This window comes from Allomuricauda sp. R78024 (assembly GCF_044596045.1).
In the GTDB taxonomy this organism is placed as follows: domain Bacteria; phylum Bacteroidota; class Bacteroidia; order Flavobacteriales; family Flavobacteriaceae; genus Flagellimonas.
In genome coordinates this window covers 2,988,041-3,011,482 of the sequence record NZ_CP138995.1, presented here as the reverse complement: position 1 = coordinate 3,011,482, position 23,442 = coordinate 2,988,041, and the positions used below count along the sequence as shown (strand labels likewise).

Annotated in this window: 20 protein-coding genes; 12 read left to right on the top strand and 8 right to left on the bottom strand. The window is 36.3% G+C overall.

The features are described from left to right. Positions 1 to 14 precede the first annotated feature (14 nt). On the top strand, positions 15 to 902 hold the full coding sequence (locus tag SJY44_RS13545) for a type IX secretion system membrane protein PorP/SprF (protein ID WP_396590137.1): 888 nt from the start codon (positions 15 to 17) through the stop codon (positions 900 to 902). Between the two features lie 49 nt (positions 903 to 951). Here SJY44_RS13545 and SJY44_RS13540 read toward each other — a convergent pair whose 3' ends face one another. The 3 genes from SJY44_RS13540 to SJY44_RS13530 all read right to left on the bottom strand — a co-directional run bounded on the left by SJY44_RS13540 (position 952) and on the right by SJY44_RS13530 (position 3,904). Next, complete coding sequence (locus SJY44_RS13540; protein WP_396590136.1) at positions 952 to 2,076, bottom strand: class I SAM-dependent methyltransferase; 1,125 nt, start codon at positions 2,074 to 2,076, stop codon at positions 952 to 954. Between the two features lie 73 nt (positions 2,077 to 2,149). Next, entirely contained in the window at positions 2,150 to 3,250 is a 1,101-nt protein-coding gene (locus tag SJY44_RS13535) for an AI-2E family transporter (protein ID WP_396590135.1), read from the bottom strand. Between the two features lie 3 nt (positions 3,251 to 3,253). Further along, positions 3,254 to 3,904 (bottom strand): DUF4159 domain-containing protein, encoded by a 651-nt coding sequence (locus SJY44_RS13530; protein ID WP_396590134.1) that lies wholly within the window; start codon positions 3,902 to 3,904, stop codon positions 3,254 to 3,256. A gap of 39 nt (positions 3,905 to 3,943) precedes the next feature. Here SJY44_RS13530 and SJY44_RS13525 point away from each other — a divergent pair, with 39 nt between their 5' ends. After that, positions 3,944 to 4,729, top strand: a complete 786-nt coding sequence (locus SJY44_RS13525; protein WP_396590133.1) for a DUF1223 domain-containing protein — start codon at positions 3,944 to 3,946, stop codon at positions 4,727 to 4,729. Here the strand turns inward: SJY44_RS13525 and SJY44_RS13520 are convergent. From SJY44_RS13520 to tsaD, 3 genes are read right to left on the bottom strand one after another with little or no spacing between them, the layout of a single operon-like run. After that, positions 4,726 to 5,430, bottom strand: coding sequence for a 16S rRNA (uracil(1498)-N(3))-methyltransferase (locus tag SJY44_RS13520; protein ID WP_298927315.1), 705 nt, complete (start codon positions 5,428 to 5,430; stop codon positions 4,726 to 4,728). The genes SJY44_RS13525 and SJY44_RS13520 overlap by 4 nt on opposite strands. Before the next feature lie 2 nt (positions 5,431 to 5,432). Continuing rightward, positions 5,433 to 5,759 (bottom strand): TfoX/Sxy family protein, encoded by a 327-nt coding sequence (locus tag SJY44_RS13515; RefSeq protein ID WP_396590132.1) that lies wholly within the window; start codon positions 5,757 to 5,759, stop codon positions 5,433 to 5,435. Positions 5,760 to 5,795: 36 nt separating this feature from the next. Continuing rightward, the gene (tsaD, locus tag SJY44_RS13510; RefSeq protein ID WP_396590131.1) at positions 5,796 to 6,824 is read right to left on the bottom strand and encodes a tRNA (adenosine(37)-N6)-threonylcarbamoyltransferase complex transferase subunit TsaD; all 1,029 of its coding nucleotides are present in this window, start codon (positions 6,822 to 6,824) and stop codon (positions 5,796 to 5,798) included. Between the two features lie 102 nt (positions 6,825 to 6,926). Between tsaD and SJY44_RS13505 the strand changes: the two genes are divergently transcribed. The 4 genes from SJY44_RS13505 (at position 6,927) to SJY44_RS13490 (ending at position 14,412) form a co-directional block, all read left to right on the top strand. Next, entirely contained in the window at positions 6,927 to 11,348 is a 4,422-nt protein-coding gene (locus SJY44_RS13505) for a translocation/assembly module TamB domain-containing protein (RefSeq protein ID WP_396590130.1), read from the top strand. Positions 11,349 to 11,479: 131 nt separating this feature from the next. Beyond that, a complete protein-coding gene (gene pfkA, locus SJY44_RS13500) occupies positions 11,480 to 12,466 on the top strand; it encodes a 6-phosphofructokinase (RefSeq protein WP_298927306.1) in 987 nt (328 codons plus the stop codon). A 21-nt stretch (positions 12,467 to 12,487) separates the two neighbouring features. Then, positions 12,488 to 13,489, top strand: coding sequence for a type I glyceraldehyde-3-phosphate dehydrogenase (gene gap, locus SJY44_RS13495; RefSeq protein ID WP_298927304.1), 1,002 nt, complete (start codon positions 12,488 to 12,490; stop codon positions 13,487 to 13,489). A 71-nt stretch (positions 13,490 to 13,560) separates the two neighbouring features. After that, positions 13,561 to 14,412: an N-acetylglucosamine kinase gene (locus SJY44_RS13490; protein WP_298927302.1), complete on the top strand. Its 852-nt coding sequence runs from the start codon at positions 13,561 to 13,563 to the stop codon at positions 14,410 to 14,412. Here SJY44_RS13490 and SJY44_RS13485 read toward each other — a convergent pair. Then, on the bottom strand, positions 14,405 to 14,785 hold the full coding sequence (locus tag SJY44_RS13485; RefSeq protein ID WP_396590129.1) for a RidA family protein: 381 nt from the start codon (positions 14,783 to 14,785) through the stop codon (positions 14,405 to 14,407). The two genes, SJY44_RS13490 and SJY44_RS13485, sit on opposite strands and share 8 nt — an antisense overlap. 58 nt (positions 14,786 to 14,843) lie before the next feature. Continuing rightward, positions 14,844 to 17,528 carry a putative LPS assembly protein LptD gene (locus SJY44_RS13480; protein WP_396590128.1) on the bottom strand — a complete coding sequence of 895 codons (2,685 nt, stop codon included), beginning with the start codon at positions 17,526 to 17,528 and terminating at the stop codon, positions 14,844 to 14,846. Positions 17,529 to 17,658: 130 nt separating this feature from the next. On the opposite strand from SJY44_RS13480, the gene SJY44_RS13475 reads away from it, so the two are divergent. The 6 genes from SJY44_RS13475 to SJY44_RS13450 all read left to right on the top strand — a co-directional run bounded on the left by SJY44_RS13475 (position 17,659) and on the right by SJY44_RS13450 (position 23,414). Beyond that, positions 17,659 to 18,861 (top strand): N-acetylmuramoyl-L-alanine amidase, encoded by a 1,203-nt coding sequence (locus SJY44_RS13475; protein ID WP_396590127.1) that lies wholly within the window; start codon positions 17,659 to 17,661, stop codon positions 18,859 to 18,861. A 67-nt stretch (positions 18,862 to 18,928) separates the two neighbouring features. Then, a complete protein-coding gene (locus SJY44_RS13470; protein ID WP_396590126.1) occupies positions 18,929 to 19,894 on the top strand; it encodes an MlaD family protein in 966 nt (321 codons plus the stop codon). 3 nt (positions 19,895 to 19,897) lie between these two features. Then, a complete protein-coding gene (locus tag SJY44_RS13465; RefSeq protein ID WP_396590125.1) occupies positions 19,898 to 21,220 on the top strand; it encodes a 4Fe-4S dicluster domain-containing protein in 1,323 nt (440 codons plus the stop codon). 10 nt (positions 21,221 to 21,230) lie between these two features. Beyond that, positions 21,231 to 22,022, top strand: coding sequence for a (Fe-S)-binding protein (locus SJY44_RS13460; RefSeq protein ID WP_396590124.1), 792 nt, complete (start codon positions 21,231 to 21,233; stop codon positions 22,020 to 22,022). A 21-nt stretch (positions 22,023 to 22,043) separates the two neighbouring features. Next, positions 22,044 to 22,898, top strand: a complete 855-nt coding sequence (locus tag SJY44_RS13455; protein WP_396590123.1) for a LamG-like jellyroll fold domain-containing protein — start codon at positions 22,044 to 22,046, stop codon at positions 22,896 to 22,898. 30 nt (positions 22,899 to 22,928) lie between these two features. Continuing rightward, positions 22,929 to 23,414 (top strand): ABC transporter ATPase, encoded by a 486-nt coding sequence (locus SJY44_RS13450; protein ID WP_396590122.1) that lies wholly within the window; start codon positions 22,929 to 22,931, stop codon positions 23,412 to 23,414. The last annotated feature ends 28 nt before the right edge of the window (positions 23,415 to 23,442 follow it).

The window sequence follows — 23,442 nt, the reverse complement described above, 5'->3', positions numbered from 1 at the left end:
AAAAAAATAAAATAATGAAAAATTTAATATTGGTTTTTGGTATAACCATAGGTTTATGCACTCAATTCATGGCTGCACAACAAGACCCTCAATATACTTTTTATAGATATAATATGAACCTTATTAACCCTGCTTATGCAGGAACCAGCGAATCTGCAGAGTTAACCTTGGGACTGCGAAGTCAATGGGCTGGAGTGGAGGGGGCTCCAGAGAGTCAAAGTGCACTTTTCTCCATGCCTGTTGGTGCAAACGTTGGTTTGGGGGTGGCTATTTTAAACGATCAAACCTTTATAGAGAATCAAACATGGGTGGCTATAGATTTTTCATATAAACTAAAGATCAATGAAGATTATACCCTCTTCTTAGGTCTTAAGGCAAGTGGAAATTCTTATAGCGCAAATACCGCTGGACTTGTAACATACGGCATGGGGCAAGATGGTTCTTTAATGGATTTTGAGAGTAGATTTACTCCAAATGTGGGAGTGGGAGCTTATTTAAAGCATGACAACTATTTTGTGTCACTATCTGCACCAAAGCTATTGACTCCCAGTCGTTTGGAAGAAAGTGACGGTAATGCCTTTATGAGCACAGATAGAAGACATATGTACTTGACGGGGGGATACGATTTTAAGTTGAACAAGAACTTAACATTACAGACAAGTAGCATGCTGCGTTATGTTGACGCATCTCCACTGTCAGTAGATATTACTTCAATTTTTGACTTTGGTCAACGCTTTAGGTTCGGAGCATCTTATCGATTGGATGAAGCACTCAGCGGACTATTCATGTTTGACATAAGCTCTGGATTTCATATCGGATATGCTTATGAAGCTTCTATGGAAAGCTCAATAAGTAACATTGATAACAGTTCCCATGAGCTTTTTATGAGATTGACTATGTAAAGTAGGTTTTCTCATCTTGAAAGAAAAGAACGAAGGTGCAATCTTGACTCTAAAAAGTCGATTGCACCTTTTTTGATACTATAAGAATGTGTTTTTCATTCACATTAGTAGTAAAGAACAAATAAACATCCCCCCCATCTTTAATCTTATGTTTTTTGCGCAATTCTGCCACGGATATGGGAAAATTTCTGGTGGTGATGTTCGCTTTGGTAAGCTTTAGATTCTTGAGAGTGTTTTTGGCATAAGGATGAACGCTAACTATTTCAAAGGCTCTTCCCGGAAAACCTACCAAGGCTTCAGAAGTGTACAAATGTGAGTGCTGGTGTAGCTTTTTCACGCCATAGGCTTTCGCTACAGATTTAAATCCACCTGATTTTAAAATAGCGGAATTGGGTTCATACAAGTATTTTCCAGGATTATCATATTTAACAACCGCAGAAGGTTCTTCCAGTAAACTAAAACTAAAAAGCACTTCTTGATTTTGGGTGAGGTTTATAGCATTTATTGAAATATCTTCCTTAAAACCGTGTTCCAAAATATAAAGCAACTCTTTTACCTCATTGTTGATTGCAACAATATGGATCTCTTTTACAAAATCCAGTTCTTTAATGCTTTGAGAAATATCTAATAGGGGGGAGGTTTTGACTAAAACATTTTTAGTATTCTCAAAAAGAGAGGGAAGATTTTTTGGAAGATTAGGCACACAATCTTTCAGTAAAAAAACTTTTTCTTTGTTATCATTTCTTCGTGAGGGGTCAATGAAAATCCAATCAAATTTTTCATCAGTTTTTTTTAAGAATTGAAGCCCATCTTCAGGAACACAGATGATATTTTTTTGACCAAGTATTTCAAAATTATGTTTTGCAATTTCACTTAATTCTGAATTGATTTCACAATGAAAAACCGTATCCAATTGTTTTGAAAAAAAGTGAGAGTCAACACCAAATCCACCGGTTAAATCCAAGAGTGTTTTTCCGCTGATAAGTTTGGATTTGTGGCGAGCTGTTTGTTCTGAACTGGTTTGCTCAACATTCAGTTTATTTGGGTAGTAAATGTTGGGGGCATTGAACCAAGAGGGGAGTTTGTCTTTGCACCTTTTTTTAGCTTCTAGCTGCTGAACCAGCTCTTTTTGAGAAACTCCTTCAAAAAATTGTTTTTTTAATAAAACTGACACGATGTCAGTATTCCAATTTTTATTTATAAAGTCCTGTAAACCAGTATTTAATATTATTTTATTCAAACTATAACTATAAGTTTCTAGTTAGCTTTTTGACTACCGAATTTTCAGCTAAAAACTCTTTTAAAATCACCTTTATTGCAGTATATCCTGGTACCGCTACCACCATGCCAACAACACCAAATACAAGCCCCGCAATAATGATTACCAGAAAGATTTCTAGAGGATGTGATTTTACACTTGTGGAAAAAATAAAGGGTTGAGAAAAGAAATTATCAATAAGTTGACCAATGATTAGGCCTATAAAAACGTATAGTGCTTTTGGCAAAATTACAGTACTGAAATCTGCCCCTAAAAAACTGGTCATTGTCAAAGTTATCATGATTGCACCACCGATGATTGGACCTATGTATGGAATGATATTGAAGAGGGCACAAAGGAATGCAATTACAATAGCATTTTCTACCCCAGCAACCAAAAGTGCAATGGTATAAATAACGAATAAAATAAAAAGTTGAAGTAAAATTCCAGCAAAATATCTGGATAGTAACCCATTGATTTTATCAACAGATTTCACCAAATTACTTTCTTTATTGTCAGGAACAAAAGTCAGCATGCCATTTTGAAAAAGTTTGCTGTCCTTCAAAAAGAAAAATGAAATAAAAAGAACGGAAAAAAGACCGATGCTAAAGTTGCTCAATATGTTGACAAATGAATTAAGGAAGTCGGGGATGAATCCCAAATCTAACCCTTCCAATACATTTTTCTCCAAATCCGAGTCTTCAATCAAGTGGGTAACGTTGTCCGTGGTAGCACCAAAATATTCTAGAATCTGTAAGTAAAGTGTATTTACATCTGCTTTTAAAGCTTCAATATCCAAAAGAGACAGGTTTTTACTTTGTTCAGAAATCAAAGGAATAAAGAGCGCTAGAATTCCAAGAAAAATAGCTAACATCAAGACCATAGTAATGATAACAGCAAGGGTATTGGGGAATTTTAATTTTCGTCTTAAAAAAAGAACAATTGGTCTTCCTAAAAGAGCAATTACTGCTGCAATGGCCAAATAGGCCAGAACGGATTGAATCTTAAATAAAAAATATCCCAAAAGAACAATACCAACAATAATGGTTACTGCCCTTAAAATTCCGTTGGCTATAGTTTTAGAGGTCATAAGCTAGCTTTTAAAGGCGTATTCTACAATATTAGCACCCATTTGTAGTGCTTTCAATCTAATTTCTTCTGGGTCGTTATGTACCGATGGGTCTTCCCAGCCATCCCCTAAATCACTTTCAAAAGTGAACAATAAAACTAGTCTTCCTTCTTCAAAAATACCTAGGGCTTGAGGCCTTTTTCCATCATGTTCATGGATTTTGGGCAAGCCAGCTGGGAATTTATACTTCTGATTAAAAATAGGATGATCAGCACCGAGTTCCTCTAATTGTTTATTTGGAAATACTTTTTCCAATTCCCTTCTTAAATAAGGTTCCATGCCGTAATTATCATCAATATGTAAAAAACCGCCTGATAGCAGATAAGTACTTAAGTTTTCTGCTTCTTCATCAGTAAAAAAAACGTTTCCGTGACCGGTCATGTGAAGATAGGGATATTGAAATATAGAAACGCTGCCAATCTCTACCGTTTCTGGCTTTGGGTTTATTTTGGCGCCTATGTTGCTATTGCAGAACTGAATCAAATTTGGCAAAGCCGTAGGATTGGAATACCAATCACCGCCACCACCGTATTTTAGAATCGCAATTTCTTGGGAGTGGCAAAGGCCTATCACAAAAAAAGTTAAAAAACCACATAGCTTGGTAAGTTGTCTCATTTCCCTACGAATAACTAAGAAATCAAAAATACAGTATTCATGTTTAAAAAAATCATAATTTCTTCGATGGCTCTTTTTGGAATGTCACTTGTGGCCTTGTATAAAGCAGATGGTATGGAACAGGTGAAGTATGCGGACAAAAAGATTGAAACTATAGTACATAAAGCTCCCGTAGTTTTAGAACTCTTTACTTCACAAGGTTGTTCTAGTTGTCCACCAGCTGATGTGCTTTTGGAGAAAGTGAAAAACCAGTATACGGAAGAGGTTTATGCATTGTCTTATCATGTGGACTATTGGAACTACATAGGTTGGGAAGATCCTTTTAGTAAATCGGTCTATACAAAAAAACAGAGGGACTATAATAGAAAGTTCCAATATCGAAGTAATTACACACCACAATTGGTGATTAATGGAAAAGAGCATTTTGTAGGTTCAAATCAATCTAAAATGTATTCTAAGATTAACGAATACAAAGCAAAAAAAACCAATAACGTTTTAGACTTGGATATTAATGAATCCAGTCATAATTCAATATCGTTTGACTATTCTATTGAAGGAGATTTGAAAGACAAACTGCTAAGGGTTGTTTTAGTACTGGATGAGCGCACAACTTCTGTTAAAAGAGGAGAAAACAGAAACAGAACTTTAAAGAATAGCAACATAGTAGTGGCGGAAAAATATATTCCGATGGCCACTAAAAAAGGAACATCTTCAATTGCAGTTCCAGAGATTGTGTCTTCAAAAGATAAGTTGACCTTGATGGTACTTGTGGAAACTGATGATTTGGATATTACGGGCGCTGCTAAAACCCCGATTACTGGTTAGCTATTAATGATGGAAACGGTTGTGCAGGCAACAATAGCTGCTGTTTCAGTTCTTAAGCGATTGTTCCCGAGAGATACTGGAACAAAACCTTTGTTATATGCTTGATTAATTTCGTTCTTTGAAAAATCACCCTCGGGACCTATAAGAATGACAAGGTCTTTGTCTGCTGCAACCCTTCTTTTCAGTTCCATTTTTTCACCTTCATCACAATGCGCAATAAATTTGAGACCGCTCATTTCCTGATTCATAAATTCTTTATAAGAAATTGCAGGATTTAACTTGGGTAAATGGGTTTGCAATGATTGTTTCATTGCGGATTGCAACACCCGCTCCATACGTTCTAATTTTACGGTCTTTCTCTCAGAATGTTCGCAAATGATAGGGGTTATTTCATCAACACCTATTTCTGTAGCTTTTTCTAAAAACCATTCGTAGCGGTCGTTCATTTTGGTTGGGGCAACTGCAAGATGGAGGCTGTAGCGTTTAGGAATACTCTTTTCCGTAGAAATTATTTGCGCTTTGCATTTTCTAAGATCTGCTGTTAAGATTTCAGCCTGAAAGAGGTATCCTTTTCCATTGGTAATGTGTAAAATATCCCCTTCTTTTTTTCTTAGAACCTTTAAAATATGTTTGCTTTCCTCAGGAGAGAAAAAGAATTGCTTAAAGCTATTGTCAAGAGATGGGTTGTAAAAGAGTTGCATGGCTATAATTTACTTTTTGCGTGTTCCAGACCAAGTTCAATCCAGTTTTGAAGCTGTTCTTCAGTTTTAAAACCTTCAGGGGATACAAAAACAAACTCTTTCATTGGTTTTCCAGTAAAATCCATTGGTCTTACAAATTCTTGATTTAAAATATTTGGCATTTTATTATCTACAATCCGTACCATTAAATCATTCTTTACAGGGCCTACGGTCATTTTCCCATGATATAAAAAAGCAACACCCCCAAACATTTTCTTTTCGGTAAATTCTTCTGGAAATATTGCCAAAGCATGGCGTATTCTAGAGGCTATTTCTTCGTTATATGCCATTTTTCAATTTGAAAGTGAAAAGTTAGAAATTAAAAATCAACTTCCAATAGCATATCTGGCTTTGGCCCCTACGCTTTGGTCAGTGAATTGTTTTTCTAGAAATTTTAAATAACCAACAATGCCTATCATTGCTGCATTGTCTGTGCAATATTGGAATTTGGGAATATAGGTTTTCCATCCCAATGTTTCTTCAGCTTCTTTTAGTCTTTCTCGTATCCCAGAGTTGGCCGCAACTCCTCCTCCTATGGCAATCTGTTGAATTCCAGTTTGCTTTACCGCAAGTTTGAGCTTGTCCATTAAAATTTCCAAGATAGTATACTGTACAGAAGCGCAGATATCATTGATGTTTTCAGCAACAAAATCTGGATTCTTTTTTGTTTCTCGCTGTAGAAAATATAGAATACTTGTTTTTAACCCGCTAAAACTAAAATTAAGTCCTTCAACTTTTGGTTTTGGAAAATCAAACGCTCTTGGGTTCCCAAGTTGTGCATTTTTGTCTACTAATGGCCCGCCTGGATACGGCAACCCCATCAATTTTGCACTTTTATCAAAAGCTTCACCTACAGCATCATCCAACGTTTCACCAAGAACTTCCATGTCAAAATAATTGTTTACCCTAACAATTTGGGTATGTCCTCCACTAATGGTCATGCCCAAAAAAGGGAATTCTGGAACGGTCATGCTTTCATCATCAATAAAGTGAGCCAAAATATGGGCTTCCATGTGGTTTACTTCAATCAATGGAATGTTGAGCCCCAATGATAATGACTTGGCAAAAGAAGCACCTACCAATAAAGAACCCATAAGTCCTGGACCTCTAGTAAAAGCTATGGCGGATAGTTGTTTTTTATCGATATTTGCCTTGGCCAAGGCTTGATGTACTACAGGAACTATATTTTGTTGATGGGCTCTAGATGCTAATTCTGGAACAACACCTCCATATTGCTTGTGTATTTCTTGTGTTGCCACTACATTGCTTAACACTTTTGTATTACACAAAATGGCCGCAGAAGTATCATCACAGGAAGATTCTATTGCAAGAATGTATATTTTTTTATTTACCACAGGTTTTGGAACAAAAATTGGTCAAGCAAAGGTAAAACATAAAGCCCTATCAGAAAACTAAGGAAAATACTGTTACGATTTATATTAGCGATTCTGTTACTAATGGTATTGGGCTCCTTGATACTTTCAATTCCTGCTGTTCAGACCAAGATGGCCAAATATGCCACAGAATCTCTAAATGAAGAATTTGGCACCAATATTTCCATAAATCGTCTTAGTTTATCATTATTCAATTTAAACACCGGTATAAAGGGAATTTATGTTGAAGATTACCAAAAAGATACCTTGGTTTATATTGAAAAATTGACCACCTCCATTCTAAACATTAGAAATATGGCCAACGGTAAAATGGAGTTTGGTGATATTGATGTGGATGGCTTGTTTTTCAATTTGAAAACCTATAAAGGGGAGAGGGATACCAATTTAGATGTATTTGTTGCAAAATTAGATGATGGACAACCCAGAGCACCGGGCACTCCACCTTTTTTTATGTCGTCTGATGAAATACAAATTTCGGAAGGGAAATTTAAACTTATTGATGAAAACTTGGAGTCTCAAAAGATATTGGATTTCTCCAGTATGGATGTGTTGGCAAAAGACTTTCAAGTTTTGGGGCCTGAAGTTACTCTTGGCATTAATGGTTTATCACTGGAGACTAAACGAGGGTTACGGTTAAAAAACCTTTCTACGGAATTTAAGTATACCAAACAGCAGATGCGCTTTGATTCCTTAAGAATTGAAACCAAAGAATCTAAAATTAAAGGCGACTTGGTATTCAATTATAATCGTGAAGATTTTAAAGAATTTTTAGATCGGGTGAATGTCGTTGCAGATTTTAATGAATCCACTATAGCACTTAACGAAGTCAACTCATTTTACAATGAATTTGGTACGGATAAAGTAGTTTCATTTGCCGGAAATTTAAGTGGGGTATTAAACAAATTGCAAGTAAAGGAATTATTTATCCAATCTGAAAACACTGGTATTAGAGGCGACTTTGAGTTTGACAATATGTTTAGCAAAGAAGCTCCATTTATAATGCGATCAGATATAGATAACCTTACATCTAGTTACTATCAGCTAAGATCGCTTTTACCGAATATTTTAGGGAAAAATATCCCTTCTTCTATACAAAGACTTGGTCAGTTTACCATCCGAGGAGATGCGGAGGTGACGGAAACTTCCTTAGATGTGCAGATTAACTTGAACACCGCCATAGGTAGTAGTTATACGGATTTGCAAATGACCAACATTCAAGCAATAGATGACGCTTCTTACATTGGATTTGTGTCACTAATAAATTTTGATTTAGGAAATTTTGCAGAAAATGACCAGTTGGGTATAGCTACTATGGATGTCAATGTGGAAGGAAAAGGTTTTACATCTGAATATTTGAATACAGAGGTTATTGGAGAAGTATATAAATTGGAATTCAATAATTATGAATACAACAACCTTAAGGTATCTGGAGTTTTAAAAGAAAAACTTTTTGATGGTTCTTTAGTGAGTAAAGATGAAAATTTTCAATTTGATTTTAAGGGATTGGCTGATTTTGGAGACAATGCCAATAACTTCAACTTCATTGCTTCTGTGGCTCATGCAGATCTTAAAAAGTTAAACTTCATCAATGACAGTGTATCTATTTTTAAAGGAGATTTAAATATGGACATTGAAGGTACCACCCTGGATAATATCATGGGGCAATTACGTTTTTCAAATACCACGTATCAAAATAAGAACGAAACCTATTATTTTGATGATTTTGCAGTATCCTCCTCATTTGATCAAGACACTGTGCGAACCGTGGAAATAAACTCTCCAGACATTATTACCGGTTATGTAAAAGGAAAATTCAAGGTAAAAGAAATAGGAAAACTGGTGCAGAACTCCATAGGAAGCATCTACACAAACTACAAACCTTTCGAGATATCGGAAGGACAAAGGCTCAACTTTAACTTTAAAATCTATAATAAAATAGTTGATGTGTTTTTTCCTGAGGTTGTTTTTGACCCTAATACCTTTATTCGAGGGAATATAGTTTCAGATGAAGGAGATTTTAAACTCACCTTTAAGTCTCCGAGTATTGAAGCCTTTGGAAATGATTTTGACAATATAGAACTGAAAATTGACAATAAGAACCCACTGTTTAACACCTTCGTTTCAGTTGAGGATATGTCCACAGTTTACTATGATGTAAAGGATTTCAACCTTATTAACACCAAATTAAAGGATACCTTATTCTTTAGAACAGAGTTTAGAGGAGGAAGTGAGTACAACGACAGCTATAAGCTTAATTTCTATCATACATTCAATAAAGAAAATAAATCGGTAATCGGACTAAAAAAATCTGATGTCAATTTCAAGGGAAATGTTTGGGTGCTTAATAAAGATGGTAACAACAAAAACAAAGTTATTATCAATAGAACTTTGGACAGTATTAGGATTGAGGACGTTGTGATGGACAATAGTGATAGGGAACAAATAAGACTACGGGGAGAATTGGCAGATTCAACATACAAAGATTTGGACCTACAGTTTAAAATTGTCTCACTCAGTAAGATAACTCCAGAAATAGACAGCTTAAAATTGGATGGATCCGTAGATGGGTTTCTCAACATTTTGCAAAAAGATGGTAAGTATTTACCAACTTCCAGTTTAAATATTAGGGATTTTAGTATTAACAAAATCCGTCAAGGAGATTTAGAAATAGGCATTTTTGGGAATAATGATTTAACACAGTTTGGCGTTAGCACCTATTTAAATGATAATGGAAAAGAGCGGTTGAGTGTAAATGGCAAGGTTACAAACCAAAACAATAATAGACAGTTGGATCTGGCCGCAAACTTCACCGATTTTCGTCTTGAGCCTTTCAGTGCTTTAGGAGATGGAGTAGTCTCAAACATTAGAGGTAGTGTTAGCGGAAATGCCAAAATAACAGGAAGTGTTTCTAACCCTGCAATAAATGGTGCGCTTAGTTTAAATGATGCAGGAATTGGCATACCTTATCTAAATGTAGATTATGATTTTGCACCATATTCGCGAGTTCGGCTTTTTGACCAGACTTTTTACTTTGACAATATTGGACTTTCAGATGTAGTTGAAGGTACCACAGCTACTCTCGATGGAACTATAAACCACACCGCTTTTGATGATTGGTCCCTTGATTTGGATGTAGACACAAAAAATAACCGCTTTATGATTCTGAATACCGAATTCGATGAAGAAGCGCTGTACTATGGAAAGGGTTTTATAAATGGGACGGGAAGTATTTATGGCTCTACTGATGCTCTAAATATTGCGGTGGATGCAACCACTGCAAGAGGAACATCATTAAAAATACCGCTTAGTGACGTAACGAGTGTTGGAGATTATTCATTTATCAATTTTATAGAAAAAGGTGGTTCCGAATCATTCAAACAAGAACGAGTGCTAAAAGATTACCAAGGTTTGGAAATGGCTTTTGACTTGGCGGTAACTCCAGAAGCTGAGGTTGAAATTGTGGTGGACCAGAGCACAGGAAGTTCCTTAAAAGGGACAGGAGAAGGTATTCTTCTTATAGAAATCAATACCAATGGAAAATTCAATATGTATGGGGAATTTGTTGCGGTTACTGGAGAGTACAATTTTAGGTATGGAGGGGTAATAGATAAGAAATTCCAGGTACGCCCCGGAGGCACAATACTTTGGGAGCGTGATCCATTGGCTGCACAACTTAATCTGGAAGCTGTTTATGCGCTTAACGCTAACCCAGCACCGTTGCTGGATAACCAGGGATATAAAGCAAGAATACCAACAGAAGTCGTTGTACGCTTAGATGGCGAATTGGAAAGCCCCAACATTAACTTTGATATCGATTTTCCTGGCACCAATTCTGTGGTGCAATCAGAACTAGAATATAGATTACAAGATCCAACGGTAAAAGAGCGTAATGCATTTTTCCTTTTGGCTCAAGGAACTTTTGTAAATGAACAAACAGGTATAAACCAACAAGCTGTAACAGGTAACTTGATTCAAACGGCATCTGGACTTCTCAATCAAATCCTATCTGGTGATAATGATAAATTCAATTTAGGCGTTTCATATGAGCAAGGGTATTTAGATGCTAATGCAGATATTCAAACAGAAAACAGAATAGGAGTAACAGTTTCTACCCAAATATCAGATAGGGTTTTGGTAAATGGAAGGGTAGGAGTTCCTGTGGGTGGAGTATCTGAGACCGTAGTTGCAGGAGATGTGGAAGTTCAGGTACTGCTTAATGAGGAAGGAACATTAAGCGCTAAAATTTTTAACAGAGAGAACCAGATACAACAGTTCTTGGCAGAACGTCAAGGATATACACAAGGCCTGGGTCTTTCGTATCAAGTTGATTTTAATAGTTTTAAAGAGTTGATGCGGAAAGTATTCAAAAAGAAGGAAAAGAAGATTGTTGCCCCAGAACTTCAACGATCCACGGAGATTATGGGAAAAGATAGTCTAATTCGTTTCACTGCTAAAGACAAGACTTCCAAAAAGTTACCTAATTAAGGTTATATTTCTATCATTTTTTGATAAAAAAAATTACGAAAACGTTTGCGAAAACGCCTGAAAACAAATTAGTTAATATGTCATTCATTAATTAAATAAAGTTTCCTAGTTTTGGTTTTTTAAAATTTTGAATGGCATCAGAAATTAAGAAAATAGCAGTGTTTACATCAGGTGGTGATTCTCCAGGAATGAATGCTGGAATTCGCTCCGTAGTTCGTACTTGCGCATATTTGAAAATTGAATGTGTTGGTATCTACAGAGGCTATGAGGGGATGATAGATGGAGATTTTAAACCTATGGACGCCCGTAGTGTAAACAACATCATTAATAAGGGAGGAACAATTCTGAAATCTGCACGATGTGAAGAGTTTAGGACCAAAGAGGGTCGTAAGAAGGCTTACGATCAGTTAAAGAAGGAAGGTGTAGACGCATTTGTTGTTATTGGTGGTAATGGAAGTTTTGCTGGGGCTCTTTCTTTTAATGAAGAATACAACTTCCCTGTGATGGGAATACCAGGTACTATCGATAATGATATTCTGGGCTCTACCTATACCATTGGTTTTGATACAGCTATTAATACTGTTGTAGACGCTATTGATAAAATACGCGATACGGCAAGTTCGCACAACCGCCTCTTTTTTGTTGAGGTAATGGGTAGAGATGTAGGACATATTGCTTTAAACGCTGGAGTAGGAGCTGGAGCAGAGGAAATTTTAATTCCAGAACAGAACCTTGGTTTAGAACGTTTGTTAGATTCTTTAAAACGAAGCAAGAAGTCTGGGAAATCATCTAGTATAGTAATTGTTGCCGAAGGGGATAGAATTGGAAAGAATGTTTTTGAACTCAAGGAATATGTTGAGGAACATCTACCTATTTATGATGTTAGAGTATCCGTTCTGGGGCATATGCAAAGAGGAGGAAACCCAACATGCTTTGATAGAGTTCTCGCCAGTAGAATGGGGGTAAAGGCGGTAGAAAGCTTATTGGAAGGGAAGTCCAACTATATGGTAGGTATAAGAGATAATCAATTAATACTTACACCAATAAGTGAGGCAATTAAAGCACATACAGAGATAGATGAAGAACTCTTAAGAGTTTCTGATATAATGACTACATAATTATAACCAAATACAGTAAAAATGTCAAATTTGAAAATAGGAATTAACGGATTCGGTAGAATAGGAAGATTGGTGTTTCGTGCAACAGTAAAGAGAGGTAATGTTGATGTTGTGGCGATTAATGACTTGTTGGATGTAGAGCATCTTGCATATTTGTTGGAATACGATTCAGTCCATGGAAGATTTGATGGTACAGTCGAAGTGAAGGACGGAAATCTTGTTGTAAATGGAAAAACAATAAGAATTACTGCAGAAAGAGACCCTAAAGTTTTGAAGTGGGATGAAGTAGGAGCTGATATAGTTGCTGAATGTACAGGTATTTTTACAACTTTGGAAATGGCTCAATATCATATTGATGGAGGAGCTAAAAAAGTTGTTATCTCTGCACCATCTAAGGACGCACCAATGTTTGTAATGGGTGTTAACCACAATGACGTAAAAGCGTCAGATACAATTGTGTCAAATGCGTCTTGTACAACAAACTGTCTTGCGCCATTGGCAAAAGTATTGAATGATAAATTTGGCATAGAAGAAGGCCTAATGACCACTGTTCATGCTACTACAGCTACACAATTAACGGTAGATGGCCCGTCAAGAAAAGATTATAGAGGAGGTAGAAGTGCTATGCTGAACATCATTCCTGCATCTACAGGAGCTGCCAAAGCGGTAACAAAAGTAATCCCAGAACTTTTGGGAAAACTTACAGGAATGGCATTCCGTGTACCAACTGCAGATGTGTCTGTTGTTGATTTGACTGTAAGGTTAGAAAAAGAAACCTCTTACGATGAAATTAAGAAAGCGTTTAAAGATGCTTCTGAAGGAGATATGGCCGGTATTTTAGGATATACAGATGAACCTGTTGTTTCGCAAGATTTTGTAGGAGATGCAAGAACAAGCATTTTTGACGCAGGAGCTGGTATGGAATTAAACTCGAAGTTTTTCAAAGTTGTTTCTTGGTATGACAATGAAGCGGGTTATTCCAATAAATTAGTTGATTTAGCTGAACACGTAGCAAATCTGTAATTTATTTTCTTACAAGTAAATCCTGAAAAAGGCAATAGATCTTTTTCAGGATTCATAATAAAATTTGGCATATGATATTGATTGTGGATAGTGGAGCAACCAAATCTGATTGGATTGCTTTGGATAAAACCGGCGAACAATTGTTCCTTACCCAGACACTAGGGCTTAGTCCTGAAGTGTTAACAAGAGAGGTAATTGAGGACAGATTAGCCAACAATTTTGAACTTTCCAAAAACAAAGATGTCGTAAGCCAATTGTATTTCTATGGTGCTGGTTGCGGTACCGATAGGATGAAGAATTTTTTGAAGGAAATTTTCAAGGACTTTTTCCCAAATGCAAAAGCAGAGGTAAGAGAAGATACCTTTGCAGCAATCTATTCCACTACCAAAATAGGACATCAAGGAATTGTATGTATTTTGGGTACAGGTTCAAACTGTAGCTATTATGATGGGCATCAATTGTTCCAAAAAGTAACTTCTTTAGGTTACATTTTAATGGATGACGGTAGTGGTAATTTTTTCGGAAGGAAACTTTTAAGAGATTACTATTTTCATAAAATGCCTCAGGACTTGGGCATTAGATTTGCAAAAGAATATAATTTGGAAGCTGATGTAATAAAGGAACACTTATACAAACAGCCCAACCCCAATACCTATTTGGCAACCTTTGCCCGATTTATAATTGAAAATAAGGATCATCCATATTGCCGAGGTGTTATAGACAAAGGATTGCAACAGTTTGTGAATAATTATATCATGCAATTTGAACTGGCCACTAAAGTTCCTATAAACTTTGTTGGCAGTATTGCACATTTTTTAAGTGATGAACTTGCTACTGTACTAGAGCGAAATGACTTAATTTTAGGTGTTATCCGTAGGCGTCCAATAGAAGGTCTAATGGAATTCCATAGAGAGACTATTTAATTGCGATCATAGAAATTTCTACGTTTACAAACTTTGGAAGATTAGCAACTTCTACAGTTTCTCTTGCAGGAGCGGTTTCGGCATTAAAATAGACTCCATACACCTCATTTATTTCAGAAAACTGATGCATATCCTTAATGAAGATGGAAGTCTTTACTACATCTTCAAAAGTCATATTAGCTTCAGAAAGAATTGCCTTTAGGTTTTCCATAGACTGTCTGGTTTCCTTTTTAATATCACCTTCAACCAATACACCTGTTGATGGATCAATAGGAATTTGCCCTGAAATATATAGTGTATCTTTAATAAAAACTGCCTGGTTATAAGGACCTATTGGAGCTGGAGCGTTTGGAGTATTTATTATTTTTTTCATGAAAAGGATTTTTTAATTGACAATATATTAAGCAAGTTATTTAATCTTATTTTATCTCTTATCTAAAAGGTTGACTTCTATTCTCCCATTTAAGATCACTAAGAATGGAACTCTTTATCCCAATAAAGAAATACCATCGTTCAAACCTTCCAAAAGGTGTCCAATCAAAGCTCAAACGAAAACTATTTAAATCCCTTTTAAAATTAAGTCGTGTATCAGCAAAACCCTTGTTTTTAATATCATAACCGGAGTTAAACCCAACTTCCCATTTAGGAGAAAGTTGAACATTCCCAGAAAACATTAATGAGTGATTGGTTATTTCCTTTTGTCTGTTACTATTGCTATAGGTGGCTACATAGGTAAACCTCATGTCCCAAGGAATTTTGGTATTGTAAATTGGATTGTCCACTTCATCAGAATCTGGGTTTTCATTCTTAAAAAAGGTCTCCCCATCTCTCGCTCCTTCCAATTCAAAAGGATTTGCGCCATAATCAGGTTCTTGATCTTGAGGTTCTTCATTGTTTTTACCGCCACCTTTTTTAAACATATCACTCCTTAATGAGAATCCTGTGTTGATTCTAGCAGAGGTCAATCGTAAAAGCCCACCCCCGTTACTAACATTGAAAGTATTGATTCTTCTCCCATTGTTATCTATCGCATATGGATCTAATGTGGCAGAGAAGTTAATGGGAACATTCTTTATAATCTCAGTACCTCCACTAAGGTTAATAGGACTTAATTTCAGTGAATCTGCTTCAAAGTTGTAGCTGGTGGATAGGGTAAGATTACTAAGTATGTTAACTTTTCTTGGTTCTAAAGCAGTCGAATCTTTGTCCCTGACCTTGGCTTCCAGTGTATTCTGTAATGAAAAGCCAATGGAATTACTCTTACTTAAGGAAGGTCTTCCGTATAAGCTGGTTTCAAAAGGAGTGTATTGTACATCATCCCCGTCACCATCAGTATACGTTTCATAAAATTGCTCAAATGAAGGAGCGTAGGTATAACTTATTGATGGACGCATAACATGCCTTATAGCCTGTATTTTTTTATCCTCCCCAAAGTTAAATGTACCATAAACAACTGTACCCATACTGGCCCCAAGGTTATATCTATTAAATCTGTCAAACCCGGGAATGGTATCTGTAACCACTTCTTCTTGCTCAGCATCAAATCTTCGACTAATGGTCTCTAGCGCCCAAACATCCTCATAATTACCATTTAAACTTACGCTCAAATATTTTGCTACCTTAAAATTGGTTCCAATAGGAATTCTATGTCTTGCTCCTACACGTGCGCCTTCAAACATTGCACTGGTAAAAAAGTCCTCTTCCGTTGTGGTTATACTATTTTGTCCATTTACATCATACTGAAAGTTGACATTCTGAACAATTCCTTTTTTTATACCATCACGTTTTGCAAAAGGAAAAATACGTTCCATACTTGCTTGAAAAGTTGGCAATGACATTTGAATGGCCTGTGTTCTTGAGTTTTGGGAATGGGTCAATGTCAAACTAGTATTTACGGACGGATATGCCGGAAAAGTTTTGGAATAGCTTATGGACGAAGCAAACGTATTGGTTTGCGTATTTGATCGGTTGACCTGATTCAATGAATTGGTGAAAAACTGGCTACTACCTAAGTTTACAGAAGCGGAAAACCTAGAATTTGGACTTGCTTTAGCATCCTGCGTATGTCTTATTTGAATGTTGTAATTACTTGTTCGGCTAAAATCATCAAAACCTTTTTGACTCTGAATTAAGTTTTCAAAATTGAAATTTATATTACCCCTAAATTTATATCGCTTTGCATAAACCGATTGGGCCCTAAAACCATAACTCCCGTTTGTATAAAAGTCACCCGTAAGGCTTAAATCCACATAGTCACTTATTGGCAGGTAATATCCCCCGTTCTGAAGAAAATAACCCCTATTGGGGTCATTACCAAAGGTTGGGAATATCAATCCCGCAGAACGTCCTGTAGTTAAAGGAAAATATGCAAAAGGTAATGCAACCGGAGTAGGAATATCCACAATGTAAATGTTACTAAAACCTGCTATTATTTTCTTTTTGGGTACAAATTTGGCTTTGCGAATTCTAATATAGTAGTCAGGGTCAACTGTGTCTTTGGATGTGGTCAATTTTCCTTCACTTAAAAAGTAAACAGAATCATTTTCCTTTTTTGTTTTTTCTGCATAGATCTTCATTGCATCACTACCCAACTGGCCCAGTCCAGCTTGTTGTTCTGTTCTTGAATTCCAGATTAGCGCTTTTTGAGTATCAAAATTAAACCTTATCGAATCTGGTCTAACCTCATTGGTCCCTTGTTTAAAAAAGGGCAACTGGGAATAGGTGCCCGTAGAATCTTGTAACCTACCGGCATATACTTCGTTCTTAATGTAATCCATCACAATTACACCAGCCTTGAGTTCCGTATCTTGATAATATATCTCAGCCTCGTTATATAAGTAAATTTTATTGTCTTTTTGACTCAGTTTCACATAATCCTTAGCTTTATACTTAATTTTGTCAAGTAATAAGGGTTGCTTCCCTTGAACGGAATCTGATTGTATTGAATCAGTGGAAATAGAGTCGTTTAATATGTTAGGTGGTAACAGGGGAGCGGTAATGCTATCATTCATTCCCTTTATTGGCAAAGGGGTAATAAGATCTTCCTGTGCCAGAAGATTTATTGTGCCGCCAAGGAGAACAAAAAGGAAAACTAAAAGATGTTTGTTTGATTGCAACGTGATAAATCCTATTTTTGTGCTAGTTTGGCCTAGTTTTTGGGATCAAACTTACATATATTTTTTGTTCTGTTGATTGGGGATTACAATATTTTTAACCATTTCAGAACGCTATAATTACTTAGTTCTTATGAATAAAAGTCAGCTAGCTTTTTTTGTTCTACTCTTTATACTTCCTTTGACTTCATTTACCAAAAATGATACCGAAGTACCACCAAAAGATAAGTTTGTCGTTGTTTTAGATGCAGGGCATGGTGGTCATGACCCAGGTAACCTAGGGAATGGATACTTAGAAAAAAATATTGCGTTAGGTATTGTACTGAAAGCTGGTGAAGAATTAGAGAAAAATCCAAACATCAAAGTTATTTATACTAGAAAGGACGATACGTTTGTTGACCTTTTTGTTAGAGGAGAAATTGCCAATCAGGCAAATGCAGATCTTTTTGTGTCTGTTCACTGCGATTCGCATAGCTCAGATGCCCATGGAGCAGGAACTTTTGTTCTTGGACTTCATGTTAATAGACAAAATTTTGAGGTAGCAAAGAAGGAGAACTCAGTAATTTATTTAGAAGATGATTATGAAAAGCGCTATGCAGAATATGACATTAACTCTCCAGAATCTGTAATAGGGCTTACCATTATGCAAGAAGAGTTTTTGGACCAAAGCATTTTGTTGGGTAAAAAGCTCCAGGATAACTTCACTAAAAAATTGAAAAGAAAGGACAGAAAGGTAAAACAGGCAGGTTTTATAGTTTTACACCAGACTTTTATGCCCAGCGTTCTTGTTGAAACAGGTTTTTTGACCAATAAAAATGAAGGAAGCTATTTAAATTCAAAGAAAGGCCAAAGTGAAATGGGAATGGCCATTGCAGAAGCTGTTCTAGCTTACAAGAAAAATATTGCGACCGGATTTGATCCTGGTGATGTGCCTGTTGTAATTGAAGATACTTCTGGAGCAGTTCATGTAACAACAAAAAAAGCGCAATCAACAAATACCGCAGGCTCCACCGTTTCAAATTCTAAAGAAACCGATGTAAAGCCAGTTAAAGAAAAATCAACGGATACAAAACCAGCTAAAAGTGGTGTGGTTTTCAAGGTGCAGCTTATGGCAAGTGCCAAAAATATCCCTCTCAAGGGTGAAAATTTTAAAGGATTGGATAAGTTATCCAAAGAACCTTTTAAAAACTTGTATCGCTACATGTACGGAAATGCAAGCTCTTTTGATGATGCAAAGCTTCTTAAGGCAAAGGCGGCAACTAAAGGATACACCACGGCTTATATTGTGGCTTATAAGAACGGAAATAGAGTGTCAATATCCGAGGCGTTAAAATAGGAGCAAAGAACAGTAGCTACCTTGTCAAAAATATTCCTAATTTTGTTTGAACAGTAAACAGAACCTTTTGAAACTATCCAGGGAAATCAAAACTGGGATTATAGTACTTGCGGGAATTTTAGCATTGATTTTCGGGTTAAGTTATCTAAAGTCCTCTTCATTTTTTGAAAACAACAAAACGTTTTATGCGGTATACGACCATGTAGGTGGGTTACAACAAGGAACCCAGGTTTCTATAAATGGTCTTGTTGTAGGTAATGTGGTAAGTATAAAGTTCAGTGACAATAAATTTAGATCTGTTGTTACATTCTCGATTAACGAAGGATATGATTTTTCGAAGAACAGTCAGGCTGAGATTTATGATACAGGGATAATTGGGGGAAAAGGGATTCAAATCCATCCAGTTTTTGATGATTCACCCATGGCAAAATCTGGAGATACGCTTAAGTCCAGCATTAAACCAGGGCTTACAGCTTTGGTGCAGGAGAAATTAACACCATTGCAAATGAAGGTTGAAGGTGCGGTCTCACATGCTGATTCATTGCTTATGAATGTCAATGATGTACTTGATGACCAGACTAGAATAGAATTGAGACAAAGTATTGCTGGCCTAAATGATTTGGTTAATTCTTTTAAGGGCAGCGCAGATAAATTAAATGTTTTATTGGAAAACAATAAAGAGCAATTGGATAACTCCTTAAAAAATGTAGATAATATTACCGCTAACTTTTCCAAGCTTTCAGATTCATTAGCAAATGCTGGTTTAGCAGAAACTGTTTCTAACTTTCAAACAACCATAGAGAAACTTAATAAAGTGCTTGGAAAAATTGAAAAAGGAGAAGGTTCCTTAGGTAAACTTGCCCAGGACGATAAGTTGTATGAAAATCTTACTTCAGCCTCAAAAGAATTAGACCTGCTATTGCAAGATTTTAGGCTTAACCCAAAAAGGTACGTTAATGTTTCAGTTTTTGGAAAGAAGCAAAAAGAATACGAGCTTCCAGAAAATGATCCGGCCGCACAAAACCAGAATTAATATATGGAGTACTTGCCCAATATACTTTTTGCCATTGTCCTTATCATTGGAATAGGTTTTTTTTCAAAAAATGTCAAAAAATTATCTAGGAACATTAAGCTGGGAAAAGATATTGATGTAAGTGATAATAAGCCTCAGCGCTGGAAGAATATGGCACGGATTGCGTTAGGACAAACCAAGATGGTTGTTCGTCCTATTGCGGGGTTGATGCATATTATCGTTTATGTAGGCTTTGTAATCATTAACATTGAAGTTTTAGAAATTATCATAGATGGGGTATTGGGAACCCATAGAATATTTGCTCCTTTGGGAGCATTGTATGATTTCTTAATAGGTTCTTTTGAGGTATTGGCCCTCTTGGTCATTGTTGCCGTTGTTGTTTTCTGGATTAGAAGAAATATCATCAAACTAAAGCGATTTATAAAACCAGAAATGGATGGTTGGCCCAAGAAAGACGGCAATATGATTTTATATATTGAATTGGTCCTGATGCTTTTGTTTTTAACAATGAATGCGGCCGATTTTCAATTACAGCAATTAGATGCCGCTCATTATACAAAAGCAGGAGCCTTTCCTGTGAGTCAACTGATAGCACCATTATTTGATGGCATGTCAATTTCTAATTTGATACTAGTTGAGCGTACGGCTTGGTGGTTGCATATTATTGGAATATTATCTTTTCTGAACTATCTATATTATTCCAAACACTTACATATTTTACTTGCTTTTCCAAATACATACTATGGAAAGTTAACTCCGCAAGGTAAGTTTAACAATGTAGAAGCGGTCACCAATGAGGTAAAACTGATGATGGACCCTTCAGCGGACCCATTTGCAGCCCCTGCAGATGATGCTCCAGACCCTGAAAAATTTGGAGCTTCAGATGTTATGGATTTAAACTGGGTGCAATTGCTCAATGCCTATACTTGTACGGAGTGCGGCAGATGTACTTCAGAATGTCCTGCTAACCAGACGGGAAAAAAGCTTTCTCCAAGAAAAATAATGATGGACACTCGTGACCGACTGGAAGAAGTTGGTAAAAACATGGATACCAATAAAGGGGAATTTATAGAAGACGGAAAGCAATTATTGGGAGATTATATTAGTCATGAGGAATTATGGGCATGTACTACATGTAATGCATGTGTTGAAGCCTGTCCTGTAAGTATAGACCCCTTATCCATTATTGTAGAGATGAGAAGGTTTTTGGTAATGGAACAGTCAGCGGCACCCATGGAACTGAACAATATGATGTCCAATATTGAAAACAATGGTGCGCCATGGCCATATAATCAAATGGATCGTTTAAACTGGGTAAACGAATAAATCTAGAACTATGAGTGAGGAACTTAGTGTAAAAACCATGGAAGCATTTATGGCCGAAGGTAAACAGCCAGAAATATTGTTCTGGGTAGGTTCTGCGGGAAGTTATGATGATAGAGCTAAAAAGATTTCGAGGGCTTTCGTGAAAATATTGAATAGAGCCAATGTTGAATTTGCAGTTTTGGGACCGGAGGAAAGTTGCACTGGAGATGTGGCGAAGCGTGCAGGCAATGAATTCTTGTTCCAAATGCAGGCTATGATGAATATAGAGCTTTTAAATGGCTATGGAATAAAGAGAATTGTAACCTGCGACCCACATTCTTTCAATACATTGAAAAATGAATATTCAAGTTTGGGAGGAAACTATGATGTTGTTCACCATACACAATTCATAAAAGAGCTAATGGATGATGGACGTCTGTCAGTTAAAGGTGAGTTTTACAAAGAAAAACGTATTACATTCCACGACCCTTGTTATTTAGGACGAGCGAACTCGGTTTATGATGCACCTAGAGAGGTTCTCAAAAAAACGAATGCGAATATTGTAGAGATGAAACGGCATAAAAAAACAGCACTATGCTGCGGTGCCGGAGGCGCACAAATGTTCAAAGAACCAGAAAAAGGAGATATGGATATTAATGTGTTGCGTACAAAAGATGCATTGGATACCAATCCTGACATTATTGCAACTGGCTGTCCTTATTGCAATACTATGATGACAGACGGAATTAAAGCACATGAAAAAGAGGGGAGTGTTACCGTTTTGGATGTAGCAGAACTTATTGCTAATGCTGAAGGTTTATAGACAATTTAATTTCCAAATAGTATGAAACATCTTTTTAAATATGTAAGTCTTGTTATTGGTATTGTTTTGATGCTAGCATTTTCGGCAGAAAATAAAATGGCAGATGATCTATTGTTCTACGCTTCGTTTGATAATGGAACTTCTGCAGATGTAGCAGTTGGAGACAAAGACATTTATACAGCTGATTTAAGAAAGAACATTGAAAATGCAAAACCTGGATTACTGAATCCAGATGTGGTAATTGCCAAGGGCAAGGGATTGTCTGGGGATGCATTGGATTTTAAGAAAAAAAGCAGAATGACCACCTTTTTTAAAGCCCATAAAAACATGGGCTATTCCAAGGAAAATTGGAGTGGAGCGGTATCGTTCTGGTTACAATTGGATCCAGAAAAAGATTTAGAACCTGGTTACTGTGATCCTATTCAAATAACCGATGTAAATTATAATGACGCCGCCCTATGGGTCGATTTCACCAAAAATAATCCAAGGAATTTTAGGTTGGGTGTGCTAGGTGATTTGGAAGTTTGGAATCCAAAGAAATTAGGGCCAGATGAGAATCAAGACTATTTGAGACGATTGGTTACGGTAGAACAGCCTCAATTTAATAGGGGAGACTGGACACATATTGTCATTAACTTTTCTGGGTTAAATACAGATAACGGAACTTCAGAATTGTTTGTAAATGGTAAAAGCATGGGCGCTTCACCTAACATAAAAGATCCCTTTACATGGGATGAGGAAAAAGCAAATATTATGTTGGGATTAAACTACATAGGATTACTGGATGAATTGGCAGTATTTAGGAGACCATTAAACGAAGAAGAAATAGAACTCATTTTCAATACTAAAGAGGGCTTAAAGTCCATCTTAAATTGATTGAGCATACACTTAAACAAATATAATTTCATGTTAGTACCTTTTGAAACACTTCCTGATAATGCTAGAATTTGGATTTACCAGTGCAATAGAAGCTTTAGTGATGCAGAACTAAAAGAAGTAGAGGAAAGTTTAACAGCATTTTTAAAGGAATGGACAGCCCACGGGAGTGAATTGGAAGCTGGCTTTGAGCTAAAATACAAACGGTTTATAGTAATTGGGTTAGATCAAAGCAAAGCCGGAGCATCAGGATGTTCAATTGATACTTCAGTTCATTTTATCCAAAGTATGGAACAAAAATATAATGTGGAATTATTGGATAGAATGAATGTTTCGTTTAAACAAGGGGAGTATGTAACATATAAGTCATTAAAAGACTTTAAGAGAATGGCCAGGGAGAAGGCTATATCAAGTAATACCATTGTATTTAACAACCTAGTGGCTAGTAAAATTGAATATCAAGAGCATTGGGAAGTTCCCGCTAGTGATAGTTGGCATTCAAGATTTGTAGGATGATATCCTTAAATTATCCTAAATACAGTGC